The following is a 24,720-nucleotide window of genomic DNA, read 5'->3' as shown; positions in this document are numbered from 1 at the left end:
GGCATTCGAGCGATAACGATTCGCGGTCCGTTGCTCCAATGGCGTCAAGATCGCCTTCGGGCCCGATAGTTATAAAAATTCCAATATGCTAAAAAAAGGAAGGAGGGGAACGGGATGCGAATCTCAAGATTGAATCGGGTGAGAGTCGGGGAGCGCCTGTTCGATCTGATCCTGGATCCGGACGCCGGAACCGTCTCGCTGATCGTTCCGGCGGGCGGCGCGAAGGAAAACATGCAAGCCGGCATTAAGGACGCGGGCGGCTTGCTGTATTTGCCGACGCTGAAGGACCGGCATACGCATCTCGACAAGCATTTTCTGGGCGAGCCTTGGAAGCCGCTGCAGCCTTTTGTCACCCTTCCGGGACAGCTTGCCTTCGAGCAAACGCTGCTGGCTTCGCTCCCGACGACCGCCGCCGAGCGCGCGCGGCGACTGCTGGACGTTCTGCTCGATCAAGGCACGACGAAGATTCGGACCCACGTCGACGTCGATCCCCGGATCGGGCTGTCCCATCTCGAAGACGTTCTCGCGGTGCGGGAGCAATACCGCGGGCGCATGGAGATCGAGATCGTGGCTTTTCCCCAGCAAGGACTGCTTCGCTCCGAGTCGGTTGCGATCATGAAAAGAGCGCTGCGTGCGGGAGCCGACCTGGTCGGGGGCGTCGATCCGGCGGGGCTGGACCGGCAACTGGAACGAAGCCTGGAAGCGATGTTCGAGCTGAGCGCCGAATTCGACGCCGGCGTCGATCTGCACCTGCACGACCCCGGCCATCTCGGGGCGTACACGATCGAACGGTTCGCCGATTTGACGGCCGAAGCGGGCAAAGCCGGCCGCGCCTCGGTGAGCCACGCTTACTGTCTGGGGCAAATTCCCCCGGAACAGTCGCGGGAGCTCGCCCGCCGGTTGGGGGATGAAGGTGTAGCCATTGTGACGAGCGTCCCGATCGACCGGCCGATGCCCCGGGTCGGTGAGCTGCTTGCCGAAGGGGTGGACGTCGGGATTGGAACGGATAACGTTCGCGACGCCTGGAGCCCGTTCGGCAACGGCGACTTGCTCGCCCGTACGTCCCGTCTCGCGGAGCGGTTCGGATGGGTGACGGACGACGATCTGCTGAAGGCGTTCGCCTTGCCCGCCGACGGGCCGCTCGAGCCGGTCGAAGGGGCGCCCGCCACTTTCATGCTCGTCGACTCGCAACATCCGATGCACGCGGTCGCTTCCGTTCCCGCGCGAGAAGCGGTGTTCTCGCGGGGGCAGCTCGTCGGCGGCCGATGGGCCGGGCGCGAGAAACCGGGCGTCGGCGGCTGAATGACCGACTCCAGGAGGCAACGGCTCCGGCAGTTAGGCGGCTAAACGACCGACTTCAGGAGGCGCCCGGTATCGGCAGTTAGGCGGCTGAATGACGGACTTAGGAGGAGCCCGGCTCCGGCAGTTAGGCGGCTGAACGTCCGGCTACGGCGGCAGGCAGCAGCCGGACAACAAATCCTTCGGTTCGCCCCGCTGTCGGGGAGTCCCGATGCTGCGCTCCGAAGGGGCAACCGTGCCGGCCATCGCACGTTTGCAACATTTTCCATCTCCCTCAAGCAACTCTGATCACTCGTTAAGATCATCCCCAAGGAAACCCTCGCTCAGCGCGGGCGAATGGCAGATGAACGTACGAGCCGAATCTGTCGCAAGTGAGTCGACTTTAAGTTATTTCCGTTGCGAGCGGCAAACAGCGTGATTGGATCTGCGGCTAACGAACCCAGTGAACCTTATTTGGTCAAAATAACTCGTTTTGAAATGGTAACGAACTCCAGCGTCGCTATTACGGAAAAAGGACGGCATTTCCTCAAAATTATTCCTCATTAACGCTTCTGGGGTTCGTTAGACCGGAGAAATTACAATAATATCCGATCATAAGAATCATACGATTCGTTAGCAAGGCGACCATAGGGAGTTTGGGAGGAACCTTCCAGGCGTGGATACCTGCTGACGAATCAAACTTCAGCGGCAGATTCGGATGTCGTGCTCTCGACATCAAGCCCCCCCTTCGATTCATTGTACACATTCCCTTGCACGATCGAATCCTCAACCTCATCACTGCCGGCGATGCGCTCCACCACGACAAGTCCGGCCGGCGCTCCTTCGAACGTTGTCTTCGAATGTGGAGAACCTCCGATTCTATTGCCGGTTGGTTGCAAAGGGGAAAGCACACCCCGTTCACAAAATTGAGTACAGCCTACCGTCCGCGCGACAGGTTTTTGCCAAACTGAAAAGACACGGAGCCCCAATCGTTTAATCTGATGTACAGGGATAGGCCTCCAGAAGAAGACAGTACAGGGGCCATTCGATCTGAGCCGCGGGGATAAGCCCGCAAATGGGGAGCGGCTACACAACGGCGCTTTAGAGGCAATGGGTGACGGAACAATAGCGCGTCGTAAAAAAACGTTCGATTAAGTTTGATTATGTGTGTTATAATCGAAACGAACGAAAACATACGAGGAGGCCAACCGTTATGGACATCCGCCATTCCGTGCATCCGTCCGACGCCAAGCATTACGATACCGCCAAGCTGAGGCAGCATTTTCTGATCGAGAAGGTGTTCGAGCCAGATCAGGTTCACATGGTGTACACCCATGAGGACCGGATGATCGTCGGCGGGGCGCAGCCCGTCAACGAAAGCTTGACGCTGGAGGCGCCCGATACGCTGAAGACGGAATATTTCCTCGAACGCCGCGAGATCGGGTTCGTCAACATCGGCGGCGACGCCGTCATTACGGTCGAAGGCGAGCGGTACGAGCTGTCGAAGCTGGACACGCTCTACGTCGGCAAAGGCGTGCAAAACCTGAAGCTGGAGAGCAAGGACGCCGCCAAACCGGCGAAGCTGTACTTCTGCTCGGCGCTGGCGCACGCGGTTTTCCCGACCCGCAAGGTGTCGATCAAGGAAGCGAACACGCAGTATTTGGGGTCGCAGGCCACCTCCAACGAACGGGAGCTGAACCAGATCATCCATGAAGGCGGTATCAACTCCTGCCAGCTGATGATGGGCATTACGGTGCTCAAGCCGGGCAGCGTCTGGAACACGATGCCATCCCACGTGCACGACCGCCGCATGGAGGCTTATCTGTATTTCGACTTGAACGAGGACGCGCGCGTCTTCCACATGATGGGCGAACCGGGCGAAACCCGCCACCTGGTCGTCGCGAACGAGCAAGCGATCATCTCGCCGCCTTGGTCGATCCATTCCGGAGTCGGCACCAGCAATTATTCGTTTATTTGGTCGATGGCCGGCGAAAATTATACGTTCAAGGATATGGATGTCGTGCCGCCCGCTGCGTTAAAGTAAAAAGATAGACAAGTGACGAAAGGTACGAGGGAGGACGACTGCCGCATGCTTGCCGCCGCGCGACATCAGATGATTTTGGAGAGATTGCTTGCCGAAGGGGCCGTCCGGGTATCCGAATTGAGCGAACGGTTCGGGGTCACCCCGAAAACGATCCGCGAGGACCTGGAGAAGCTGGAGGAGAAGGGACTGCTCCGCCGGACCCACGGAGGCGCGGTCGCCCGCGCGGAGGAAGCGGAGCCGATGCTCCCCTTGCAAATTCCGAATACGAAGCATTTGCCGGAGAAAGAAGCGATCGCCCGCCATGCGCTGACCTACATTCAGCCGGGGGACGTTATCGCGCTCGACGCCGGAAGCACGACGCTGGAGATTGCGAAGCGGCTTCCGAACGAACCGCTGACGGTGCTGACGAACGACCTGCTCATCATGCAGGAGCTGATCGGCAAAGACCGGATCCGGCTCGTCGTGCCGGGCGGGTACCGCCAGCGCAACGTGCTGATCGGCAACGAGGCGCTCGACTGGCTGACGCGGCTGAACGTGCAGAAGCTGTTCCTGTCGGCCACGGGCATCCACGAGAAGTACGGACTGACGGTTTTTACGGGAGAGCTGATCGAGCTTAAAAAAGCCTATATGGCGAGTGCAAAGGAAATTTACTGCGTAGCCGACCATACGAAATTCGGCCGCGCGGCGCTGCTCACGTTCGCCTCGATCGACGAGATCGACGCGATTCTGACGGATGCCGGGCTGGACGACGAGACGGTCCGGCGATTTGAAGGAGGTTCGGTGAAAATTGAAAGGGCTCTTTGATTTGACGGGCAAAATCGCGCTCGTGACGGGAGCGGGACGCGGTCTGGGCCAGGCGATCGCGGTCGGGTTGGCGGAAGCCGGCGCGGATGTCGCGCTGGTGACGAACCGCACGCCGGCGGAAGACACGAAGCGAAGCGTCGAAGCGCTCGGCCGCAAGGCGATCGTTCTGCAGGCCGACGTGGGGGAACGCTCGCAGCTTCCGTCCCTGATCGACCGCACCGCAGAGGCGTTCGGCCGCATCGACATACTGGTCAACAACGCGGGCATCATCCGCCGCACGCCCGCCGCGGAGCATACTTACGCGGATTGGCAGGAAGTGCTCGACGTCAATTTGAACTCCGTCTTCGTGCTCAGCCAACTGGCGGGACGCCGGATGATCGAGCAGGGCTCGGGCAAAATCATCAACATCGCCTCCATGCTGTCGTTCCAGGGAGGGATCAACGTGCCGGGCTATACGGCGAGCAAACACGCGGTCGCCGGATTGACGAAAGCGCTTGCCAACGAATGGGCGCCCAAGGGCGTGCAGGTGAACGCCATCGCTCCGGGCTACATGAGCACCGACAATACGGAAGCGCTCCGGAACGATCCGAACCGCAGCCGGCAAATTCTCGAACGGATTCCGGCCGGACGGTGGGGAGCCGACAAGGATCTCGTCGGGCCGGCCGTCTTCCTGGCATCGGCCGCTTCCGATTACATGAGCGGGCACGTGCTGTGCGTCGACGGCGGCTGGATGGTGCGTTAAGGCCGGCCAGCAGAGCAGAAAGGCGCGAGGAAGCGAACGAAGCAGCGCATAGGCAACGAATCGAACCGTCGGGAAGAAGCGCCATCCCGACGGTTTTTTCTTGTGTTCGGCCTTCGTTTTCAATAAGCTGAAAGTAACGAACCGCAAAAGGAAGCCGAGCCTGCTGCAAAAGCCGATGCGGAACGCTTCGGCTCGCAGGTTCGCGGCACGAAACTCACCCGATCGATCCCGATTCGGGACGGGTGTCGATCCGCTTGCATTCCGATTCCGATACGGACCAGGCGATCGAACTTTTGCGCTGCAATTACGAACGCTACATTCTAAAAGCCGGCTCCGACTCCTGACGGACGAGGGCGGCGGCACAGACGGGAGAAGATGCGGAACATGAGCCGGATCGTCGTGGCAGGCAGCATGAATATGGATTTGGTCAATTATGTCGAGAAGTTTCCCCAGCCGGGAGAGACGATTCACGGCCGGGGCGTAGAGTTTCTTCCGGGGGGAAAAGGGGCGAACCAGGCGGTCGCCGCCTCGCTCGCCGGCGGCGACGTCGTCATGATCGGAGCGGTGGGCGAAGACGCCTTCTCCGAGCCGCTGCTCGATTCCCTCCGGCGCAACGGGGTTGCCGTCGACGGCGTCGTCCGCAAGCCGGGCACGTCCGGACTGGCCTTCATCACGGTGTCCGATGCCGGGGAGAACGAGATTATTTTGTCCGAAGGCAGCAACGGCCGGCTTCGGCCGGAGGATGTCCCGGCGGGGAAGCTGGCCGATGCGGCGGCGGTTGTGCTGCAGAACGAAATTCCGTGGGAGACGAATTTGCACGTGCTGGAAGCTTGCAAGTCGGGCCGGGCAAAGGTCGTCTACAATCCCGCGCCGGTTCGGCTGATTCCGCCCGAGGCTTATCGTCTGATCGATCTGCTGGTCGTCAACGAGACGGAAGCGGAAGGGCTCAGCGGCATCGAAGTCGCCGGCCGGGAAGAGGCGGAACGGGCGGCGCGGGAACTGATCGGCCGCAGCGCGGGCAGCGTGCTCGTAACGCTCGGCGCCAAAGGCTCGCTTTATGTCGATTCGGAGGGCGAGACTGTGTTCACGCCCTCGTTCGCGGTGAAGGCGGTCGATACAACCGCGGCCGGGGATACGTTCATCGGCGCATTCGTCGCCGCCCGGGCACGCGGGCTGAAGACGCGGGACGCCTTGCGGTTCGCGACGGCCGCCTCCGCCATCGCGGTGACGCGCAAGGGGGCGCAGGCCTCCATTCCGACCCGCGAAGAGATCGAACGGTTTCTGGCGGATCGCGCCGGGGACGAGAAGCGCTCCTAAGGTATCTTGTTCGTCGACCGCGGCCCGAGGCCGGCGGATCGCTATGGCTTCCTGCTTCGCACCACGCCGAGCGAGGTCAATCGTTCTCTGCCGGCCCGGCAGCGTTAATCTCCGATTAGCGGCTGCCGCGTTATTTATGCACCTTTAACGCTTTAAGCTCGTTGCGCTCCCACTTGCGAAGCAGCGGATACGGGTCGAACGCCCATTCGACGAGGCCGCGGTCCCGGTACACCCCGTAATGAAGATGAGGCGGGAATTTGCCTTGCGTGCCGGGACGGCCGTACCCCGAGCTGCCGACCCAGCCGATAATTTGGCCGGGCCGCACGACGTCGTTCGGCTTCAGGCTTTTATCGAAGCCGGACAAGTGGGCGTAATAATGATACAAATTGTCGAGATCGCGGATACCGATTCTCCAGCCGCCGTAGGGATTCCAGCCCTTCACTTCGACGATGCCGTAGGACGTGCTGCGGACGGGTACGCCATAATCGGCGAAAATGTCGGTTCCTTCGTGAATGCGGGTGCCGCCCCAGCCCCGGCTGTTCCCCCACGTGCTGCGGTAGGAATAATCGGTACCGACGGGCAGCGGGAACACGTGCTTGTTCAGATCCAGCTTGCCGAACGTTTCGTAAATTTTGGAGAATTGCAGGATGCGTTGCACCGCCCGCGTATTTTGATAATACTCCCACAGGCCGATCGCGAAATCGTCCGAAGTGGGACCCTGCTGGCGGACCTGGCGGGCAACGCTGTAAAGCAAATCGAGGTCGTTGTTGCGGTCGGCGATTCCGTCGCCGGACCCGTCCCGTCCGACGCCGTGAAACACCCGGATCGATACCGGATTCGTGTCTTCCGGATCGGGATTAAGGTAACCGCTCCATCGCTCCGGGGGAACGTAGACGCCGACAAGCGCGTTCGGGCGCAGCGGCCGCGTCTTCGGATGCGCGCGGGACAACGTCCGTTCATAACGGTCCAGCGCGGCAACGTTCTCCCAGGGCAAGCCGGTCATGACGGCGATTCGGTTGTACATTTGCCGCAGTTCCTTCCGGGCGGCGGCGTCTTTCCCGGGGTCGGAGGCGGCCGGTTCGGCCGACGCCGTCCCGCCGGAGACCGCCAGTTGGGCGGAGAGCAAGACGGCGGTCCACAGCCGCAACCTCCGCCGGATCGATGGTTTGCACCGTTGACTCTGCACGGACACCCCTCCTTGTACGCATAAAGGTATGGTTTGCAGATCATTGGTTTTTATGTGAAACCTGTTATAATAAAGGGGACAGAAAGCGGGGGACTGCGATGACGACAAGCGCTAAGCCGCGCAAGCCGGACTGGCTTCGCATCAAGCTGACCACAGGCGACAACTACCATGAGATTAAGGATATGATGAGGAGCAAGACGCTCCATACCGTATGCGAAGAAGCTCGTTGCCCTAATATTTACGAATGCTGGGCCAACCGTACGGCAACCTTTATGATATTGGGCAATATTTGCACGCGGGCTTGCCGGTTCTGCGCCGTCAAGACGGGCAAGCCGACGGAGCTCGACCTGCAGGAGCCGCAGCGCGTCGCGGAAGCGGCCGTTCAGATGAATCTGCGGCACTGCGTCGTCACTTCGGTCGCGCGCGACGATTTGGCGGACGGAGGGGCTTCGATTTTCGCGGCCACGATCAAGGCGATCCGCGAGAAGCTGCCCTTCTGCAGCGTGGAAGTGCTTATTCCGGATTTTCTCGGCAATTGGGACGCCCTCAAGACGGTGATGGACGCGAAGCCGGACATTCTCAACCATAACGTGGAGACGGTCGAGCGGCTGTCCGATCGGGTCCGGGCCAAGGCGAAGTATCGCCGCACGATGGAACTGCTGCGCCGGGCCAAGGAGATGGCGCCGAACATTCCGACCAAATCGAGCATCATGCTCGGTCTGGGAGAGACGCTCGAGGAAATCCATCAGACGATGGACGATCTCCGCGAGGTCGACTGCAACATTCTGACGCTCGGCCAATATTTGCAGCCGACGCCTTCGCATCTGGACGTCGTGCGGTACGTGCATCCGGACGAGTTCGCGCAGCTGAAGAAGGATGGCCTGGCCAAGGGCTTCAGCCACGTCGAATCGGCGCCTCTCGTCCGCAGCTCTTATCACGCTCACGAGCAGGTGCAATCCGCCGCCGCCCACGCGGCGCAATAACCGCAAGGCCGCTTCCGACGGAACGGCCGGATAAACGGAATGAACAGCGAGCGTTCGGGAGGAGAACCATTCGTGATCTATATGGCAGGAGGCAACGCATACACGCTCGTGCATGACCATAAGAACGGTTGGAACCCCGAAGCGTTTCGCGAACGTTATAGCGAAGTGCTGGAGCGATACGACTACATCGTCGGGGATTGGGGCTACAACCAGCTTCGGTTGCGGGGGTTTTTCCGCGAGGCGCAGCCGAAGGCGCCGAAGGATTCGGTCATTTCGAGCCTCGTCGATTATATTAACGAATATTGCAATTTCGGCTGCGCTTATTTCGTGCTGGAGAAGACCGATCCGAGGACGATTCCGGAAGGCGCCGAAGTCGTCTCGGTAGACCTCGAAAGCCCGGGCGGAGAAGAACCGGCGGAGGGCTCCTTCGCGGCGGCCGTTGCGGCGGCGACCGCCGCCCATCCGTCCGGCATGCTGCTGCGCTGGCCGCTGAAGGAGCGCCCCGGCGGCCGCGTGCCGGGGACGAGTCCTTCGGCCGTCGCCCGCGCCGTGTCCGAGGGCGCCGAGCGGCGCGCGGCCGCGGCTGCCGCGGCTGCGGCCCAAGCCGCCGCAGCCGGCTCCCATGCGAGAGCCGACGCCGGGCGCGGCGCGCAGGACGGCGCCTTCGGCGTCCGCTCGCGCTCGCAAGGCGACGGCGACCGCGACCGCCGGCCCCAGCCGAACGGCGCCGGCTCGCGCAGCGGCGGCGCCGCGCCTTCCGCCGGCGGGCAGGAGCGCCGGCCGGGAGCCGGCCAGCGGCCGCAGCCGCCGTCGCCGGGCCGGGAGTCCGGCGGCGCAGCGGAAGCGCGCCCGTCGGCGGGCGCGGCTCCGCAAGGCGAAGGCGCAGGCGCGCCCCGCGGCGCGGGAGGCGCCGGGGGCGGCCGCTGGGCCGGCAAGAACCGGCGCCGCGGCGGGTTCCACGGCAAGCCGAATCGCCCGCGGCCCGAAGGCGGTCCGAGGCCCGAAGGCGGACGCCGCCCGGACGTCGGACACTCCGGCGGAGAGCGGTCGTAACGCGTTAACGAACGAACAAAAGGAAAGGCTCGCCTTATCGCGCATGCTCCCGGAGCGGCGCGGCGGGGCGAGCCTTTTTTGGCGCTTATGGAGTTACGGACCGTGGATTCGTTACTTTGCGGTCGGAAGCCTTTCGGGGAGCGCAACGGACCGAGAAGCTCCGATTCGCTTGAAACGGCGCCCCTTTCGAAGAAAATCCGGGCGTTAGCGGCGCTTTTTCCAATTCGATCCGTTCTCGTTCTGATTGAAGCCGATAAACGCTTCCCGCACGCGGTTCCAGAACGGGAAAGGCCGGTACCGCGCGAAGTGAACCTTGTCCTCCGCGACCGAGCAGGTAATGGACCGGACTTCGTCGAACTGCATGACGAGATGGTCGATGCCGATCGCCAGCGGTTCGTCCGGATCGGTGACGATGTCGCAATGATGGTGCTTGGGCAGGATGACGGACGATCCGAGCGTCCGGTATACCCGGTTGTTGATCGACGCGATCTCGGCGATTTGCAGCGCCTCCAGCGAAGGATGGATGACCGCGCCGTTGACGCTTTTGTTGTATCCGGTGCTGCCGGATGGGGTAGACACGACGATGCCGTCGCCGCGGAACATCTCGAACGGTTCGTCGTTGATGTTGAGTTGGGCGACCAGCGTGCCTTCGACGCTTTTGAGCGTGAACTCGTTCAGTGCGAGGTAGACCGACGTGCCGCCGTCCGTTACGATCTCGACCCGCAGCAGCGGGTAGCTCACCGTAGTCGGCTTCATCGTCGCCATCCGCTCGACGAGCGCGGGCAGCTCGTCTTTTTTCCAATCGGCATAAAATCCCAAGTGGCCCGTGTGCACGCCGACGAACGCCACCGAGCCCACCTTGTCGCGGAACCGGTGGAACGCCTGCAGCAGCGTCCCGTCCCCTCCGATGGACAGGACGATCTCGGGCGACGATTCGTCGCGCTCCAGCCCGCGCTCTTGGGCCAGGGCGTGGAATTGCTCCGCCAATTCGCGGGATAACCGGTCTCCCCGGTCAAGCAATGCGTATTTCAATCCGTTGCTCCTTCCAAGGCCGGCAGTGCAGGGCGTTCCGATCGAAGGGAACCGCAGGTCCGGCCGTTTGACAAACTCTTTTGTTGTTAAGATCATATACCAACCGGGGGCGGGAAAACAATCCCGGCACCTCCGCTTATCCGCTCAAGCGGGGCGGTACAAAATCGGCCATAGCGCGTACACGAGCAAGACAGCCAGCACGGCATGCAGGAGCCTGGCCCGCAGAAACGGCATGTACCGCCAGCTCGTGCGGCTCATCAGCCCCGCGACCTGCGCGTGAACCGACAGTCCGCCCCACGACAGCACGAACGCGGCGGCCGCGACGCGGTCGGCGAGCGGGGGAAGCGCGGCGCCCGACTCCGCTCCGGCTTCCGCGGCGGCCCGCGCCCCGAGCGTCACCTCGAACGTCCCCCGGACGAGCGAGTCGGACAGATGGGGGGAGGCGCCCGCGGCGTCGAGCCCCCACACGATCAGATGGCGAAGCGCTCCGAGAAGGCCGCTCTGGACGAGCATCTCCAACGTCGCCGAGAAAAAGACGACGAGCCCGCCGACGACGATCATGAGCTGCAGCGAAGATTGCAGCGATTGCTGGAGCATAACCGCGAAGGTCCGGCCGTCTTCTTGCCTGGCGCGGTGCATGGCGGCGAGCGCCTCTTTGAGCCTTCCGCTGCGGCGGCGCCGGGCGGGTGCGGCCTGCGCGTCCGGCTCGCTCCGGCCGCCGCTCCAGCGCATGAGGAGCCCGATCAGCATCGCTCCGCCGTAATGGGCGGCCGCCAGCACCGGCACGATGTCCGAGCGGCCGAAAAATCCGATGCATACCGCCCCGATGAGGAAGATCGGATCGGAGGAGGTCGTCATGGCGACGAGCCGCTCGCCCTCCTCCCGGCCCACGAGCTTTGCGTCCATCAGCCGGGAAGTGAGCTTCGCGCCGACAGGATAGCCGGAAGCGAAGCCCATCGCCACGACGAAGCCCCCGACGCCCGGGATGCGGAACAGGGGCCGCATCAGCGGATCGAGGAGCGTGCCGGTCAGGTGAACGACGCCGAAGCCGAGCAAGATTTCGGACAGCACAAAGAACGGAAACAGCGCGGGGAACAGCACTTCCCACCACACCGACAATCCTTTCAGCGACGCGTTCAGCGCGACTTGCGGCATGGACAGGGCAAGACCGCCGATCAGAGTAACGCCCGCCCCTATCGTGAGCGCGGCAAGCCAGCCGTTCCGGCGGGAGATCCGGCCCGTCGTTCCGGGCGGTTGAACGGTCGTGCGCATAGCGGCATTCCCTCCATTCTCGAATGAAGCCTCTTGTCCACTATATGTGCCGAGTTTCCCGTTCTTGCCGCCACAATCCGCTGCAATCGAGTACAAAAATATCGCTGATATTTTCGGCTGCTTTATGATACAATAGGACCATAAGCAGGCCGGAAGGGCATCATTTTAGCGGAACAAACGGAGGGGTTTCCATGGCGGCGGGCATTGTGGCTGGCTTTCTTGTATGCGCTTTCGTTTATGTAATCAGGGAATCTCTTACACCTCCCGAGAAAGACTGGTAACGGCAATCGCGCATATCGCATTTTCTCGCCCTTCGGGGGCGATTTTTGTTTTTCGGGGCGCTAAATTGGGATTCAGTTGTGCTATAATAGGTTGGCATCAGGCGAATAGTCCCGTTTTCCGATACCGGCAAAAAGGAGGGGTTGCTGCTTTTGGACTATACGACGATTTACGAAGCCGCCGGCGGCGCTCCGTTCTTCCGGGAGCTGGTCGAACGTTTTTACCCGAAGGTGCAGGAGCATCCTTTGCTGGCGCCCTTGTTCCCTGAGGATATCCGTCCCGTGATGGAGAAGCAATATCAATTTTTGTCCCAATTTTTCGGAGGACCGTCCTTGTATTCCGATCAGCACGGCCATCCGATGATGCGGGCTCGCCATCTGCCTTTCCCGATCACGAGAGAGAGGGCGGAAGCCTGGCTCGACTGCATGAGGCGGGCGCTTGCGGAGACCGATGCGCCGCCCGAGCTTCAGGCGATCATGCTGGAGCGGCTGTCCGGCCCCGCTTATCACTTTGTCAATTCGTAAAGGCCATTACCCGCCGGCCGCCCTGCCGCAAGCGGGGGCTGGCTTCTGGAGGCTTCGGAAATGGATCCGTTATATCAAACGAAAGTCACCTGTGCCTGCTGCGGTTCCGTCTTCCGGACATCCCGGGTGCGGCCGAGTTTGAAAAGAGCGATTCGCACGGACACCGATTTTTGCGCTTACTTCGGGTCGGTCAATCCCGATTTTTACGTCGTTCGGGTGTGCCCGTCTTGCGGATTCGCTTCGACCGAGAATTCGAAGGAAATGTTGCTCGACGTTCACAAGGAGGCCTATCAGGACCAAATCGGGAAGTTTTGGGTCCCCCGCGACTACGGCGGCGAACGGACCGCGCGGGAGGCGATGGAATGCTACAAGCTGGCCTTGCTGTCGGCGCAAGCCGTTCAGGAGAAGGATCGGCTGATCGCGGGGCTGCTGCACCACATCGCCTGGCTGTACCGGTACGAAGGCAATCATCCGATGGAGCTCAAGTTTATCCGGTTCGCGCTGGACGCTTACATACGGGTGTATCAGACGGAGGCCGGGTCCGGGAGCAACGCCCGCTTGCTATATTTGATCGGGGAGCTGCACCGCAGGCTCGGGGAGTATCATGAGGCGGTAAGATGGTTTTCGCGGGTCATTCACGACAAAAGCATTACCGACGCGTCCATGATCCGGGCTTCGCGCGAACAGTGGACGGCGATCCGGGAGGATATGGCCCGATCCGGCGAGGAGCTGCCGGAAGAGATGAAGCAGAACGGCGCCTGAGGGGCGCCGTTTGTCGTTGGCGGAGCGGATCGTTCATTTGCGGTCGAGCGGCCGGTCGGCCAGCAGGTAGTCCGCGTCGGCGTCGACCAGTTGCAGCCGCTCATGGCAGCAGGGGAAGACGACGGCGCGCTTGCGGCTTCCGCCTCGCAGCTCCGCGACTTCGCCGGGCTTCAAGGGAAGCCGCACGTGGGCTTGTCCGCAGAACGGGCATTCCGTCGCATAAACGTCGTTCATTTGAATATCGTAGGGCAAACTGTTCCGGAAAGGAATCAAGACGGCGCACCTCCGTTCGCAAGGCTTATCTTACGATACAACAGTTGTTCCGGGGAGCGCAATGATGTAGCATTTGGAATAGAGTTTGAGTCGCACAAAGAGAGGATGGTCGGCGTTATGACGCAAACATTGGCGCAAACATGGGATTTGGACGCGCTGTTCGCGGGAGGGGCGGATTCGCCGGAGTTCGCCGCGTTTATGGCGGAGACCGAAGCGCTCGTCTCTTCTCTGCTCGGAGAGCTGAAGGGGGAGTCAAGCTCGAATCGGGAGCCCTCCGGGGAGAGTCTGAGCAAGTGGACGGAAAAGCTCCAGGAAGCGCACGCCCGGATTCGGCATGCGGATGCTTTCGTCGGCTGTCTGGCGGCGCAGAACATGAACGATCGGCGCGCGGTCGCCTGGACGGAGAAGGTGCAGTCGCTCGCGGCCCGTTTCCGTCAAGCCTCCGATCTGTTCGACGTCGCGCTGGCGGCGCTCCGGGACGAGACGTTCGCCCGCTGGGTCGCCGAGCCGAGCCAGGCGGAGATCGCATTTCCGCTGAGCGAGCGCCGCGAGGCGATTCGCGACAAGCTGCCTCCCGAGCTGGAGGCGCTTGCCTCGGAGCTGACGATCGACGGCTACCAAGGCTGGGGAGAGCATTATCAGACGATCGTGAACCGGATCTCCATTCCTTGGGAGGAAGACGGGCGCAGCGTCAAGCTGTCCGCGGGGCAAGCGGCGAACAAGCTCAATCACCCCAAGCAGGAAGTGCGCGATGCGATGGGCGGTCTCTGGGAGGAAGCCTGGGCAGGCCAGGCCGACTTGTGCGCGGACACGCTGAACCGGCTGGCCGGCTTCCGGTTGAAGCTGTACGGCGCGCGCGGCTGGAACGATCCGCTTCGCGAACCGCTCAAGATCAACCGCATGAGCCGTGAGACGCTGGACGCGATGTGGGAGGCGGTGGCCGGGGGCATCGAGCCGCTGAAGCGTTATTTGGCGGCCAAAGCCCGCTTGTTCGGCAAGGAGCGGCTTGGCTGGCACGACGTGGCCGCTCCGGTGGCGACGGACGCTTCGACGATCCCTTACGACGAAGCGGCCGTTTTGATCGGGGACGCGTTCGCGTCATTCTCCCCGGCGATGGCGGAGCTTGCGAAGCGTGCGTTCGAGGGGCGCTGGATCGAAGCCGAGGATCGGCCGGGCAAGCGTCCGGGCGGCTTCTGTACCGATTTCCCGCTGAAACGGGAAACCCGCATTTTCATGACCTATTCCGGTACGGCGGACAACGTCTCCACGCTGGCGCACGAGCTGGGGCACGCTTACCACACTTCGCTTGTGGACGGTCTGAAGCCGTTCGCCCAGGATTACGCCATGAACGTCGCCGAGACGGCGTCCACTTTCGCGGAAGCGCTCGTCAACGAGGCGTTGCTGCGCCGGGCCGAGAACGACGAGGCGAAGCTGGCGCTGCTGGACGAACGCCTGCAGAACGCCGTGGCGTTCTTCATGAACATTCGGGCGCGCTTCCTGTTCGAGACGCAGTTCTACGCACAGCGCGGCCAAGGCATGCTTGACGCCGGGCAGTTGAACGAGCTGATGACCGCGTCGCAGCGGGAAGCGTTCGGAGACGCCTTGGCCTCCTGGCATCCGCATTTCTGGGCGTCGAAGCTTCATTTTTACTTGACCGACGTGCCGTTCTACAACTTCCCGTACACGTTCGGCTACTTGTTCAGCACGGGGCTGGCCGCGGTCGCCGAGGCGGAGGGTCCGTCGTTTGCCGGGCGCTACGACAGCCTCCTGCGGGATACGGGCATCATGAGCGTCGAGCAGCTCGCTTCCCGCCATTTGAACGTCGACCTGACGCGGCCGGACTTCTGGCAGGCGGCCGTAAAGCGGGCCGTTGCCGACGTCGACGCGTTCGAGAAGCTGGCTTCGCGATAAGCGAAACGCCTTATGGGGCGGAACCGATCCGGGAGGATCGGCTCCGCCCTTGTTTGTACGCCCAGCTCGGCAAAAGCCTCGACCGTGTGCTGTAAGCCGCTAACGTCGGATTACAGCGCGCAGAAAGCGCCGACGGCCTGCTGTAAGCCGATTTTTAGGGCTTCGCCCCCCTCCGTCTCTCTCTCCTCCTCTTGCCGTCCGGTCGATGAAAAATTTTTTTCGCGACAAAATCAGACAAATTCGTTGAAGTTTTCTAAATATTCTCATATAATGAGTCTGAAGTTGCAAAAAACGGAAAAGGCTGGATAAAAATTCATGAGCACAAAGGAGGAGAGGTATGTCCTGGGAAATGGTTCCGTTGGCCAGACAGGTAGACGCCGCATTGCATGAAATGGAAGATGAACTGAAGGGCATGTCCGCAGGCACGATCGTGTTCCAAATTCGCAACGACGCAGTAGGCAAATTCGGCATTCGCCACTTGCCGTTGGATTGCGAGGACAAACAAACCGGGAACGGTCCCGCCGCTGGCGGCATGACGGCCGATCACGTAGCATCGCTGAAGAAAATGGCGGTGGAGGCGCTTGTACATAAGCGGAGCTGGACGCACGGGGAGATTACTTACGATTTTGTGCTCAAGCAGGGAAAGGTTAACCTAAGCGTACAATTCGAATCTAATTATAATATGGCGAATTTGATGTTCCGACTGAATCCGAAGCGACACAATCGGCGCGAGGCGTAGCAACGTCTTGCCGACCGAGATCATACTCAGGGCCGGCTTCCCGCAAGGGGGAGCCGGCCTTGCTCGTTATCAGGGCGCATTGGCGCAAGGCGTGAAGCTCAAACCCACCCCAGCGACTCGAAAATATGCGAGCCGAGCAGTACGAGCCAGGCGGTCAGCAGCGCAAAGAGGAGCACGAAGCTTTTGCGGAACGTCGAGAGCAGGACGAGCGTGCTTTTCAAATCCAGCATCGGCCCGAAAACGAGGAAGGACAGCAGCGCGCCCGGCGGAAACAAATGAACGAAAGACGCCGCGATGAAGGCGTCGGCGGTGGAGCACAGCGACAGAACGAAGGCCAACCCCATCATGAACAGATGGGATAACAGGTCGTGGCCGGCCACCGCGGCGAACGTTTCATCGGTAACGGCCGTTTGAACGGCAGCCGTAATGGCCGAACCGAGAAGCAAATATTTGCCCATGTCCCACATGTCTTCGGCGGCATGCAGGGGCACGCCGGCCAGCTTGCGGGCCCAACCGCCATCTTCCGCGCCTTGATGGTGTTGATGGTGGCCGTCATCGTGATCATGGTGATGATGATGATGATGGTGGACGTGGTCGTGCCCGTGCCCGTGCCCGTGATCGCGATCTCGGCTGTGCGTATGAAGATAGCCTTGCCCGGCGCGGTCTTCCCGAAGCGGGTTTTGCCTGATCAGGACGGACAGCAAGAGCCCGAGCGCGACCGTGACGAAGAAAGCGAGCCCGAACCGCGCAAAGGCCAAATGCGGAGATTCGCGGAAGGCTGCGAACGTGGACGCCATGACGATCGGATTCAGAATCGGCCCCGCCGCCAAATAGACGATGCCGATGTAGGCGGGAAGCCCTTTGCGGATCAGCCCTCGGACGACGGGGATCATCCCGCATTCGCACAGCGGCAGCGCCATGCCGAGCAGGCTGCCGAAGAGCGTGCCGTACAGCTTGTTGCGCGGAGCGATCCGGCCGACGAACCCGTCCGAGACATACGTATGAAGGAGAGCGGAGACGACGGAGCCGAGCGCCAAGTAAGGCAGCGCATCGAGCAGAATGCCCGCGAACGTGCGGACGAACGGCGCCAGCCAGGCGGAATGGTTGCGCCACAGCAGCGCAAAAAACGCGACTCCGGCCGCCGCCGTCACAAGACGAAGCCTGACGATGGTCACTGCGCGTCACTTCCTTTGACGAAGCTTTTCTAGCGTATGCTTGACCGATCCGGCGAAGAACCCGTCCCGGCTTCCGTCAAAGCGTCGGGGGCGAAAATGCTTTTCACCTTTTTTATTGATAATCATTCTCATTGCTGATATAATTCGTCAAGTAAAGCATTGTAGCGGGGGAAAAGGAGAATCAAGCGAAATGGCGAATAGATGGGGGAAAAAAGCTGCCTTGGCCGGCGCCGCGGGAGTGATTGCGCTGACGACCGGCTGCAGCGACGGATTGAAAGTGAGCGTGACCGACGAGAACAAGTTCGACACGGCGGGGAATATGTTTGCCTACGCCGAATTTGAGCTGTCCGGGGAGCCGCTTGCGGAATCGCTCGGCCTGGATCTGGACGTGCTCGATCCGAACGCGATCGACAAGCCGTCGGCTTTCGATTATATCGCGGGCATCGAATCCTATGAATATTCGGAAGAAGCCATGTACGAGGTTGTCGAGAAGTCCGGGCTCGGCCTGCATCTGCTGAACGGGCCGGCCATCCAGGCTTACGCCAAGGAGAAAGGCGTGTCGGCGAACGAGGCTTTGGCCGCCCGTTTTATGCTGTTCGCCGATGCGGTGGGCTCCGCTCCGGAAGACATTCAGCAAAACATGTTTCCGACGACGATCGAATATGCAGGCGGGGATCCGCACTATGCGCAGGAAGTCGATACGAAGAAATTCGCCGACGGCGAGGACGGCGCGTACGTGCCGAATTATCAGGTCGACTTCTCCAGCCTTCGCTGGGATCGCGGGAAGATGGACAAAAGTCTCGTCCCGGCCGCATACGGAGGCGCCATGCTGAAGCAGGCGCTGTGGGCGGGCGATTTCCTGGGAAATTTCCATTCCAAGGACAAGGACGAAGAGTTGGATGCGGCCTCGACCGATCCGAAGGACGCCAATGTGGCGCTCGGCGTCAGCTCGGCCGACGGGCTTCAGGGGATGATTCTGACCGAGGAGATTTGGAACAAGCTGCTGACGATCCGGCAGGGGCTGTTCTACGACGCGAAGTCGGGTTCGCTGACGGCGGGCAAAGGCGCCGCTTACGACGCTTCCCAAGGGCTGTCTTACTTGCCTCACTCCATTGCCGTTACGGAGAACGGCGACAAGGATTATCCGGGCGCGCAGCAATACAAGGTCACGGACGCCCGCAGTCTGCTGCGGGACCAATGGCTGACGCTGTGGCCGGCGGCCGAATTTTACGGCATGGTCGATCAGCGGCCGGCGAACGTCAACCGCAATCCGGCGTTCGCGCAAGTGTTTGACGGCTCGCCGTTCCCGGCGGCGCCGGCGCAGAACGTGGACGAGGATCCGTCGAACGATGTCGCCTCCGACGATCCGTATACGGTCGACCGCGACGTGATGCTGCAGACGTTCCGGAACATCAAAGCGATGCACTGGAACGAAGCGAGAGGCTGGCTGGTCTCCGAGCATGACGGCAAGCAGCAAGGAACGGCAGGCAATACGTTCGACGCGGGCTACACGATGGAGGCGCTCCGCATGTTCGAGCGGGCCATCGACGGCAAGCCGGTCGGCTACGCCAACGGCGAGGGCGCCGAGGGGCTGAACACCGCGGAAGGCAAAGACGCGCTCGGGATGATCGTCAAGCAGGCGGACTTCCTGATCCAGAACGTGCTGCGGCAAGACGGGCTGGCGGCGAACGGCTGGGACGGAAGCGGCAAAGCCGATGATTCCGCGCCTACGCTCGAAGCGCAAGCCGGAGCCATTCGCGGTCTGACGGCGGCTTATCTCGCCACCGAAGACAAGAAATACCGGGATGCCGCCCGGAAGGTCTACGACGCCACCGACCGTCTGTTGTGGAACAAGGAATGGAAGGCCTACAAGACCGATCTGGACGGATCGGGCAAATACGACGCCTACACTGCGGGCGGCGTCTCGGCGATGCTGCGGCTCGCTCTGGAAAATTTGCGCAACGAGTCGAACGATGCCGAGCAATACAAGTCGCTTGAGCGGGATACGGTCAAAGAGCGTTATGTCGATTTTTACCGTACCGTCATCAACGGACCAACGCTCGATCAAGGCATGCAGGCGAGTGAATTTTGGGATACCGGCGATCGTTACTTAGAAGGCGACGATTCCGGCAACACCGACAAGGATACGGTGCCGCAAATTCAGAAAGCGGGCGGCAAGTTCGGCGTCGCGCCGATTCTGAGACCGGTTGAGGTGTCGAAATAATGATGCGTCTTCCAAACGAGCGCCCGGCATCGGACGGGACGGGGAGAACGGCCGTGTTCGGCCGTTTTTTCGCCCGTCGGAGGGCGCTTCTGCTTCTAAGTGCGCTCGTTTTGGCGATCTTGGCCGGTGTGGCCGGGTGCATGAACGGCAAGTCGGCGAAGGAGCCGCAACCGGTCTCTTCGGACAACGTGGTCATGACGGCGGACGGCAAATATTTGTACACCGTCAACGGAGATGCCGGTACGGTGTCCAAGGTGAACGTGGCCGACGGCAAAGTCGTGCAGGAGGCTCAGGTCGGCAAGATGCCGCAGCAAGCGGCGCTGTCTCCGGACGGCAAGACGCTGTACGTCACGTGCCGGGATACGGACAAGGTCGACATTTTGCGGACGAAGGATTTGTCCATTGCGGGAACGATCGACGTCGGCATCGAGCCGTACGGCGTCGTCGCGTCTCCCGACGGCACGAAGCTGTATGTGACCAACGATCGCTCGGGCACCGTCTCCGTTGCGGACGTTGCCGGCCGCAAGGTGATCTCCACGATCAAGGTCGGGGAACGCCCTAGGGCGCTTGCCCTGACGGCGGACGGCACCAAGCTGTACGTCGGCATGTACTTGACGGCGAACATCGCGGTCGTCGACACGGCGTCGGGCAAAGTCAAGTCGACGATCAAGCTGGCCGTCTCTCCGGACAAGAAGGATCCGAAGAAGAGCCAGGGCATCCCGAATACGCTGGAGCAAATCCGAATCGCGCCGGACGGCCGCACCGCCTGGGCGACCCATCTGCTGACGAATACGGATACGGTGATCGCTTTCGACGAGACGATCTTCCCGGCGGTGTCGGTCATTGACACGGCGACGGATACGGAGCTGACCAAGCAGCGCAAGCAGTTGTTCGAGCAGATCAACGTCTCCGACAATCTCGGGAAAACGATGATCGTCTCCAACCCGTCCGACATCCGCTTTACGAGCGACGGCTCCAAGGCTTACGTGCTCATGTCGGGAAGCGAGGATCTCGTCGTGTTCGACCTCGCGAAGGGCGGCAACGCGACGCAAATCGTGCGTCACGTGCCGGGCGACTGGCCGATCGGCATGGCGCTTGCGCCGGACGATTCCAAGCTGTTCATTAACAACGGCAATACGCATGACCTGGCGACCGTCTCGACCGGAGGGCCGGACGGCGACGCCCGGGCGGACCGGAAGACGCTGCCGCTTATCGCCAAGGATCCGCTGTCGCCGGAAGTGCGCCTTGGCAAGACGCTGTTCCTGTCCGCGAACAGCGACGAATATCCGGTGACCCAGGACCATTGGATGAGCTGCGTGAGCTGTCACGCGGGCGGCGAGACGGACGGCCTGACGCTGCTCACCGCCAAAGGGCCGCGCAACGTCCCGAGCAACGTGCTTGCAATGGACACCGGGCTGTTCATGTGGGACGGCAGCCGGGACGACTTTACCGATTATATTCATACGGTGCAGAACGAAATGGGCGGCATGATGGACGTCGACCCGGGCAAGATGATGCCGGAGAAGTACCAGAAGATGTTCGATGCGATCGAGGCGTATTTGCGGGATCCGGAGAGCCTGCCGGTTCCCCGGAGTCCGTTCCGCACGGCGGACGGCCAACTGACCGACGAGGCGAAAAAAGGAAAGGAAATTTTCGACACGGTCGGCAAATGTATTACGTGCCACGCGGGAGATTACTTTACCGACAGCAACCAGGCGACGGGCGGAGGCACAAAGCTCACGACAAGCGACATCTCCCACCTGTACGACGTCGGTACCGGCACCGACCGGGACAAGGCTTCGGACGGCGACGCGAGGGCCGGGTTCACGAATCCGCGCACCCCGAAGCAGTGGGACGTTCCGACGCTGAGGGGCGTCTGGGCGACCGCGCCTTATTTGCACGACGGCAGCGCTGCGACGCTGAAGGACGTGCTGACGACGCGCAATCCGGAAGGCAAGCACGGAGGCCCGCTGACGGACGAACAGATCGACGCGGTCGTCGCTTACCTGAAGCAGATTGAGTAAAAATTGTCGTTCACGCTGCCCATTCCGCCGTAAGAGCCGAAGCACCGCCGAGTCCGGTTGACATCCTTGCGCGGGAGAGTATAATGAATGACAATATGAAGCTCGGCGATGATGAGAGAGAGTACGCCTGCGGGTTACGGACCCAGAGAGCCGGTGGTTGCTGCGAACCGGTGTCCGTCCGCCGGCGGAAGTGGAGCTCGGAGCCGGGAGCGGAACGGCGGTTCCCCGGACGGGAACGGCCCGATGCTCCCCGGTTGTTCCCCGTTAGCGGAACTTAAGGCTTTGCCCGACCCGGCACGCTCAGCCGCGGCCCGGACGCCGCCGACAATCGTTGCCGGCAGCAAAGCGAATAAGGGTGGCACCACGACTTCTTCGTCCCTTGGCGAAGAGGTCTTTTTTTATTTTCTCCGGAGAGTACCGGTCTATGGAAAGGGTGGCTCGCATGAGCGAAAAGAAATTGCGCGTATTGTCCGGCATTCAGCCGAGCGGCAAGCTGACGATCGGCAACTACATCGGCGCCATGATCAACTTCGTGGCCTTGCAGCGCGAGTACGATTGCTTCTTCATGATTGCGGATCTTCACGCGGTGACCGTGCCGCAGGAGCCGGCGGATTTGCGGGAGCAGACGGAGATGGTGGCGGCGCTGTACGTCGCGGCCGGCATCGACCCCGCGCGGGCGGCAATGTTCGTGCAATCCCAGGTGCCGCAGCACGCGGAGCTCGGCTGGCTGATGACGACGCTGTCGTACATGGGCGAGCTGGAGCGCATGACGCAATTCAAGGACAAATCGGCGGGCAAGGAAGCGGTCGGCGCGGGGCTGTTCGTTTATCCGTCGCTGATGGCGGCCGATATATTGCTGTATCAGGCGAATCTGGTTCCGGTCGGGGACGACCAGAAGCAGCATCTGGAGCTGACGCGCGATCTCGCGGGACGGTTCAACCACCGGTACGGCGATCTGTTGACGATTCCGGAGCCGTACATCCCGAAGGTCGGCGCCCGCATCATGTCGCTGGACGACGCCTCCAAGAAGATGAGCAAGAGCAACCCGAACGCGGGCAGCTACATCGCTTTGCTGGACGAACCGGACGTCATCCGCAAAAAAATCGCCCGGGCCAAAACGGACCTGGGCAAGGAAATCGTCTACGATCCCCAGAACAAACCGGAGATCAGCAATTTGATGAGCATTTACGCCCATTGCTCGGGCCTGTCCCTGGAGGACATTCAGGCGCGTTACGAAGGGCAAGGGTACGGAGCGTTCAAAAAGGACCTCGCCGAGCACGTCGTCGCGACGCTGGAGCCGCTGCAGCGGAAATACAAGGACATCCGCGCTTCGGGCGCTATTCACGACATTCTGCGCGACGGAGCCGAGAAAGCGATGGCCGTCGCCGAAACGACGCTTCGCCAGGTGAAGGACTTGATGGGCTTCCTGCTGCCCCGGCGGTAAATCGAAAGCGGCGCCCGGCAGAGCTTCCGGCCGGCGTCCGGGCGGTTACGCCCGGGCGCGCTTGGCCAGCCTGGCCTTGACCGCGAAGCCGAGTCCGATGTTGGCCATGCCCAGAACGAAGAACAGCAGCGCCAGCCATCCGTTGTAGTCGATGGAGATCGCCGTGGCGATCATCCAGGCGATGGAAGTGACGGCAAACAATAAACCTAAAGATTTGTTCATCGGTTTGATCTCCTTAAGCATATTTTTCTCCCGCCTTTGCATACTAGGAAAGCAAGCTTGCAAACCAATCCGCAAGGCGAAAGGAGCATTCAATCATGCCAGCAAACAACAACAATACTTCCTCTTCCCGTAACCGTGTGCTCGTCAAGGAAGCGAAGGGCGCCCTGGAGAACATGAAGATGGAAGCTGCTCAATCCCTCGGCGTTACGATTCCGCAAGACGGCTACTATGGCAACGTAACGTCCCGCGATGCCGGATCTCTTGGCGGATATATCACCAAGAACCTGGTTCGCATTGCCGAGCAACAACTTTCCGGCAGTCGCTAAGGGACGCTAATCCCCGACTGAAAGCCCGAGGTCGCCCTCGGGCTTTTAATATTGTCCTCCAATCGGTTTCGCCCGTCAATAGCCGGGGGGTTCCATCTCTACCTTTAATAGGTGTTCATTCGCAGCCGCTTCTCCAGCCGTTCGTCGCTCAGCCATCCGACATAAGACTGGAACGGGACATAGGACGCGTCCATAAGCACGACCGCGACGAACGGGTACTGCCGGCGATGGCGGTAGCGAATGTCGACCCAGCGGACCTCGTACCCCCAGGAATGCGATTTGACGAGACCGCAAGGGAACGGCGTCACGTCCAGAAACGCCCGAACGTCTTTGTTGCTTTTCGACGCTTCGACCGCCGGATGTTCGTCGCATTTCATACGGTCGACCCAGGTAAGCCGTCCGTTCTCCCATTCGCCGATGCTGTACCGGCAGTCGGCCGAACGCTTGACGACGTTCCATTTGGAGAGCGAGAGCGTTGGCAGAAGCGTATACTCGTCTCCCTGGTCCCGTTCGGGGTCTTGTCCGGGGACTTTGACAGACAGCCGGCGATGAACCCACGTTCTCCAGCCATAATACAGCACGAGCAAGCCGTACAGGACGGGGAAGATCGCTCTCGGGTCGGCCCACCCGCTCATCCACAGCAGAATCGCCGCCACGTGCGCGAGGAAGATGGCCGGGTCGAAAATGTGGATGATGTTCCAGGCGATCCATTTCCGCGACAGCGGGCGGAATGCCTGGGTGCCGTACGAGTTGAACAGGTCCGACGCCACATGCACGACAACGGCAAGCAGTACCCACACTCCGAGGTGCAGCCACGGAACGCCGCGGAACACAAGGGACAGAACCAGCGTGATAAGCGCCGTCCAGCCGACGATGGCGGGAAAGGAATGCGACAGTCCCCGATGGTTTCTGATATAATCGGCATTGCTTTTGAATCGGAGCAGCATATCCGCGTCCGGCGCCTGTGAGCCGAGAATCGTCCCGATCAGGACGGTTACCGGTCCGTAAGGATGGGAAGTGATCGCGGGATCGGTCAGCGCCAATCCTCCCAGACCGAGTCCGAACACCAGATGGGTGCCTGAATCCATGCGTATGACCCCTTTCGG

Annotated in this window: 22 protein-coding genes; 15 read left to right on the top strand and 7 right to left on the bottom strand. The window is 61.3% G+C overall.

The window, feature by feature from the left end:
- The first annotated feature begins 114 nt into the window (after positions 1-114).
- The 5 genes from G485_RS0108425 to rbsK all read left to right on the top strand — a co-directional run bounded on the left by G485_RS0108425 (position 115) and on the right by rbsK (position 6,185).
- A complete protein-coding gene (locus tag G485_RS0108425; RefSeq protein WP_027092200.1) occupies positions 115-1,302 on the top strand; it encodes an amidohydrolase family protein in 1,188 nt (395 codons plus the stop codon).
- A gap of 1,189 nt (positions 1,303-2,491) precedes the next feature.
- Positions 2,492-3,322 (top strand): 5-dehydro-4-deoxy-D-glucuronate isomerase, encoded by an 831-nt coding sequence (gene kduI / locus G485_RS0108415; RefSeq protein ID WP_027092199.1) that lies wholly within the window; start codon positions 2,492-2,494, stop codon positions 3,320-3,322.
- A gap of 45 nt (positions 3,323-3,367) precedes the next feature.
- Positions 3,368-4,126, top strand: a complete 759-nt coding sequence (locus tag G485_RS0108410) for a DeoR/GlpR family DNA-binding transcription regulator (RefSeq protein WP_027092198.1) — start codon at positions 3,368-3,370, stop codon at positions 4,124-4,126.
- Complete coding sequence (gene kduD / locus G485_RS0108405) at positions 4,110-4,868, top strand: 2-dehydro-3-deoxy-D-gluconate 5-dehydrogenase KduD (protein WP_027092197.1); 759 nt, start codon at positions 4,110-4,112, stop codon at positions 4,866-4,868. Before G485_RS0108410 ends, kduD begins: the two co-directional genes overlap by 17 nt.
- Before the next feature lie 384 nt (positions 4,869-5,252).
- Positions 5,253-6,185 (top strand): ribokinase, encoded by a 933-nt coding sequence (gene rbsK, locus G485_RS0108395; RefSeq protein ID WP_027092196.1) that lies wholly within the window; start codon positions 5,253-5,255, stop codon positions 6,183-6,185.
- A gap of 130 nt (positions 6,186-6,315) precedes the next feature.
- Here the strand turns inward: rbsK and G485_RS0108390 are convergent, their stop codons facing one another.
- Entirely contained in the window at positions 6,316-7,371 is a 1,056-nt protein-coding gene (locus G485_RS0108390) for a M23 family metallopeptidase (protein WP_084423207.1), read from the bottom strand.
- Positions 7,372-7,469: 98 nt separating this feature from the next.
- Between G485_RS0108390 and lipA the strand changes: the two genes are divergently transcribed.
- The gene (gene lipA / locus G485_RS0108385) at positions 7,470-8,354 is read left to right on the top strand and encodes a lipoyl synthase (protein WP_027092194.1); all 885 of its coding nucleotides are present in this window, start codon (positions 7,470-7,472) and stop codon (positions 8,352-8,354) included.
- An 81-nt stretch (positions 8,355-8,435) separates the two neighbouring features.
- The gene (locus G485_RS30605) at positions 8,436-9,407 is read left to right on the top strand and encodes a YutD-like domain-containing protein (protein WP_084423211.1); all 972 of its coding nucleotides are present in this window, start codon (positions 8,436-8,438) and stop codon (positions 9,405-9,407) included.
- A gap of 204 nt (positions 9,408-9,611) precedes the next feature.
- Here G485_RS30605 and G485_RS0108375 read toward each other — a convergent pair whose 3' ends face one another.
- Positions 9,612-10,439, bottom strand: coding sequence for an NAD kinase (locus G485_RS0108375; RefSeq protein ID WP_027092193.1), 828 nt, complete (start codon positions 10,437-10,439; stop codon positions 9,612-9,614).
- A 144-nt stretch (positions 10,440-10,583) separates the two neighbouring features.
- Entirely contained in the window at positions 10,584-11,594 is a 1,011-nt protein-coding gene (locus tag G485_RS25650; RefSeq protein ID WP_420805741.1) for a nucleoside recognition domain-containing protein, read from the bottom strand.
- 548 nt (positions 11,595-12,142) lie between these two features.
- On the opposite strand from G485_RS25650, the gene G485_RS0108365 reads away from it, so the two are divergent.
- Together G485_RS0108365 and G485_RS0108360 are read left to right on the top strand one after the other, a co-directional pair.
- Positions 12,143-12,514, top strand: coding sequence for a globin domain-containing protein (locus tag G485_RS0108365; RefSeq protein WP_240489099.1), 372 nt, complete (start codon positions 12,143-12,145; stop codon positions 12,512-12,514).
- Positions 12,515-12,574: 60 nt separating this feature from the next.
- The gene (locus G485_RS0108360) at positions 12,575-13,276 is read left to right on the top strand and encodes a DUF2225 domain-containing protein (protein WP_027092191.1); all 702 of its coding nucleotides are present in this window, start codon (positions 12,575-12,577) and stop codon (positions 13,274-13,276) included.
- 33 nt (positions 13,277-13,309) lie between these two features.
- Here G485_RS0108360 and G485_RS0108355 read toward each other — a convergent pair whose 3' ends face one another.
- A complete protein-coding gene (locus tag G485_RS0108355; protein WP_027092190.1) occupies positions 13,310-13,549 on the bottom strand; it encodes a hypothetical protein in 240 nt (79 codons plus the stop codon).
- A gap of 117 nt (positions 13,550-13,666) precedes the next feature.
- On the opposite strand from G485_RS0108355, the gene G485_RS0108350 reads away from it, so the two are divergent.
- Both G485_RS0108350 and G485_RS0108345 read left to right on the top strand, forming a co-directional pair.
- The gene (locus G485_RS0108350; RefSeq protein WP_027092189.1) at positions 13,667-15,460 is read left to right on the top strand and encodes a M3 family oligoendopeptidase; all 1,794 of its coding nucleotides are present in this window, start codon (positions 13,667-13,669) and stop codon (positions 15,458-15,460) included.
- Between the two features lie 337 nt (positions 15,461-15,797).
- Positions 15,798-16,199 carry a hypothetical protein gene (locus G485_RS0108345; RefSeq protein WP_051318113.1) on the top strand — a complete coding sequence of 134 codons (402 nt, stop codon included), beginning with the start codon at positions 15,798-15,800 and terminating at the stop codon, positions 16,197-16,199.
- A 98-nt stretch (positions 16,200-16,297) separates the two neighbouring features.
- Here the strand turns inward: G485_RS0108345 and G485_RS25645 are convergent, their stop codons facing one another.
- The gene (locus G485_RS25645; protein WP_051318112.1) at positions 16,298-17,374 is read right to left on the bottom strand and encodes a permease; all 1,077 of its coding nucleotides are present in this window, start codon (positions 17,372-17,374) and stop codon (positions 16,298-16,300) included.
- A 190-nt stretch (positions 17,375-17,564) separates the two neighbouring features.
- Here G485_RS25645 and G485_RS0108335 point away from each other — a divergent pair, with 190 nt between their 5' ends.
- The 3 genes from G485_RS0108335 (at position 17,565) to trpS (ending at position 23,066) form a co-directional block, all read left to right on the top strand.
- A complete protein-coding gene (locus G485_RS0108335) occupies positions 17,565-19,598 on the top strand; it encodes a hypothetical protein (RefSeq protein ID WP_027092187.1) in 2,034 nt (677 codons plus the stop codon).
- Positions 19,599-19,738: 140 nt separating this feature from the next.
- Positions 19,739-21,622, top strand: a complete 1,884-nt coding sequence (locus G485_RS0108330) for a beta-propeller fold lactonase family protein (protein ID WP_420805740.1) — start codon at positions 19,739-19,741, stop codon at positions 21,620-21,622.
- A 442-nt stretch (positions 21,623-22,064) separates the two neighbouring features.
- The gene (gene trpS / locus G485_RS0108325; protein ID WP_035155325.1) at positions 22,065-23,066 is read left to right on the top strand and encodes a tryptophan--tRNA ligase; all 1,002 of its coding nucleotides are present in this window, start codon (positions 22,065-22,067) and stop codon (positions 23,064-23,066) included.
- Positions 23,067-23,111: 45 nt separating this feature from the next.
- Here trpS and G485_RS30370 read toward each other — a convergent pair whose 3' ends face one another.
- Positions 23,112-23,288: a hypothetical protein gene (locus tag G485_RS30370; protein WP_169732301.1), complete on the bottom strand. Its 177-nt coding sequence runs from the start codon at positions 23,286-23,288 to the stop codon at positions 23,112-23,114.
- Positions 23,289-23,383: 95 nt separating this feature from the next.
- Between G485_RS30370 and G485_RS0108315 the strand changes: the two genes are divergently transcribed.
- Complete coding sequence (locus G485_RS0108315; protein WP_027092184.1) at positions 23,384-23,614, top strand: alpha/beta-type small acid-soluble spore protein; 231 nt, start codon at positions 23,384-23,386, stop codon at positions 23,612-23,614.
- A 104-nt stretch (positions 23,615-23,718) separates the two neighbouring features.
- Here G485_RS0108315 and G485_RS0108310 read toward each other — a convergent pair whose 3' ends face one another.
- Entirely contained in the window at positions 23,719-24,702 is a 984-nt protein-coding gene (locus tag G485_RS0108310; RefSeq protein WP_027092183.1) for a metal-dependent hydrolase, read from the bottom strand.
- Positions 24,703-24,720 lie beyond the last annotated feature (18 nt).

The organism is Cohnella thermotolerans DSM 17683, from assembly GCF_000429825.1.
Classification (GTDB): domain Bacteria; phylum Bacillota; class Bacilli; order Paenibacillales; family Paenibacillaceae; genus Cohnella; species Cohnella thermotolerans.
The sequence above is the reverse complement of the archived record's forward strand: the minus strand, read 5'-3'. Positions and strand labels throughout refer to the sequence as shown.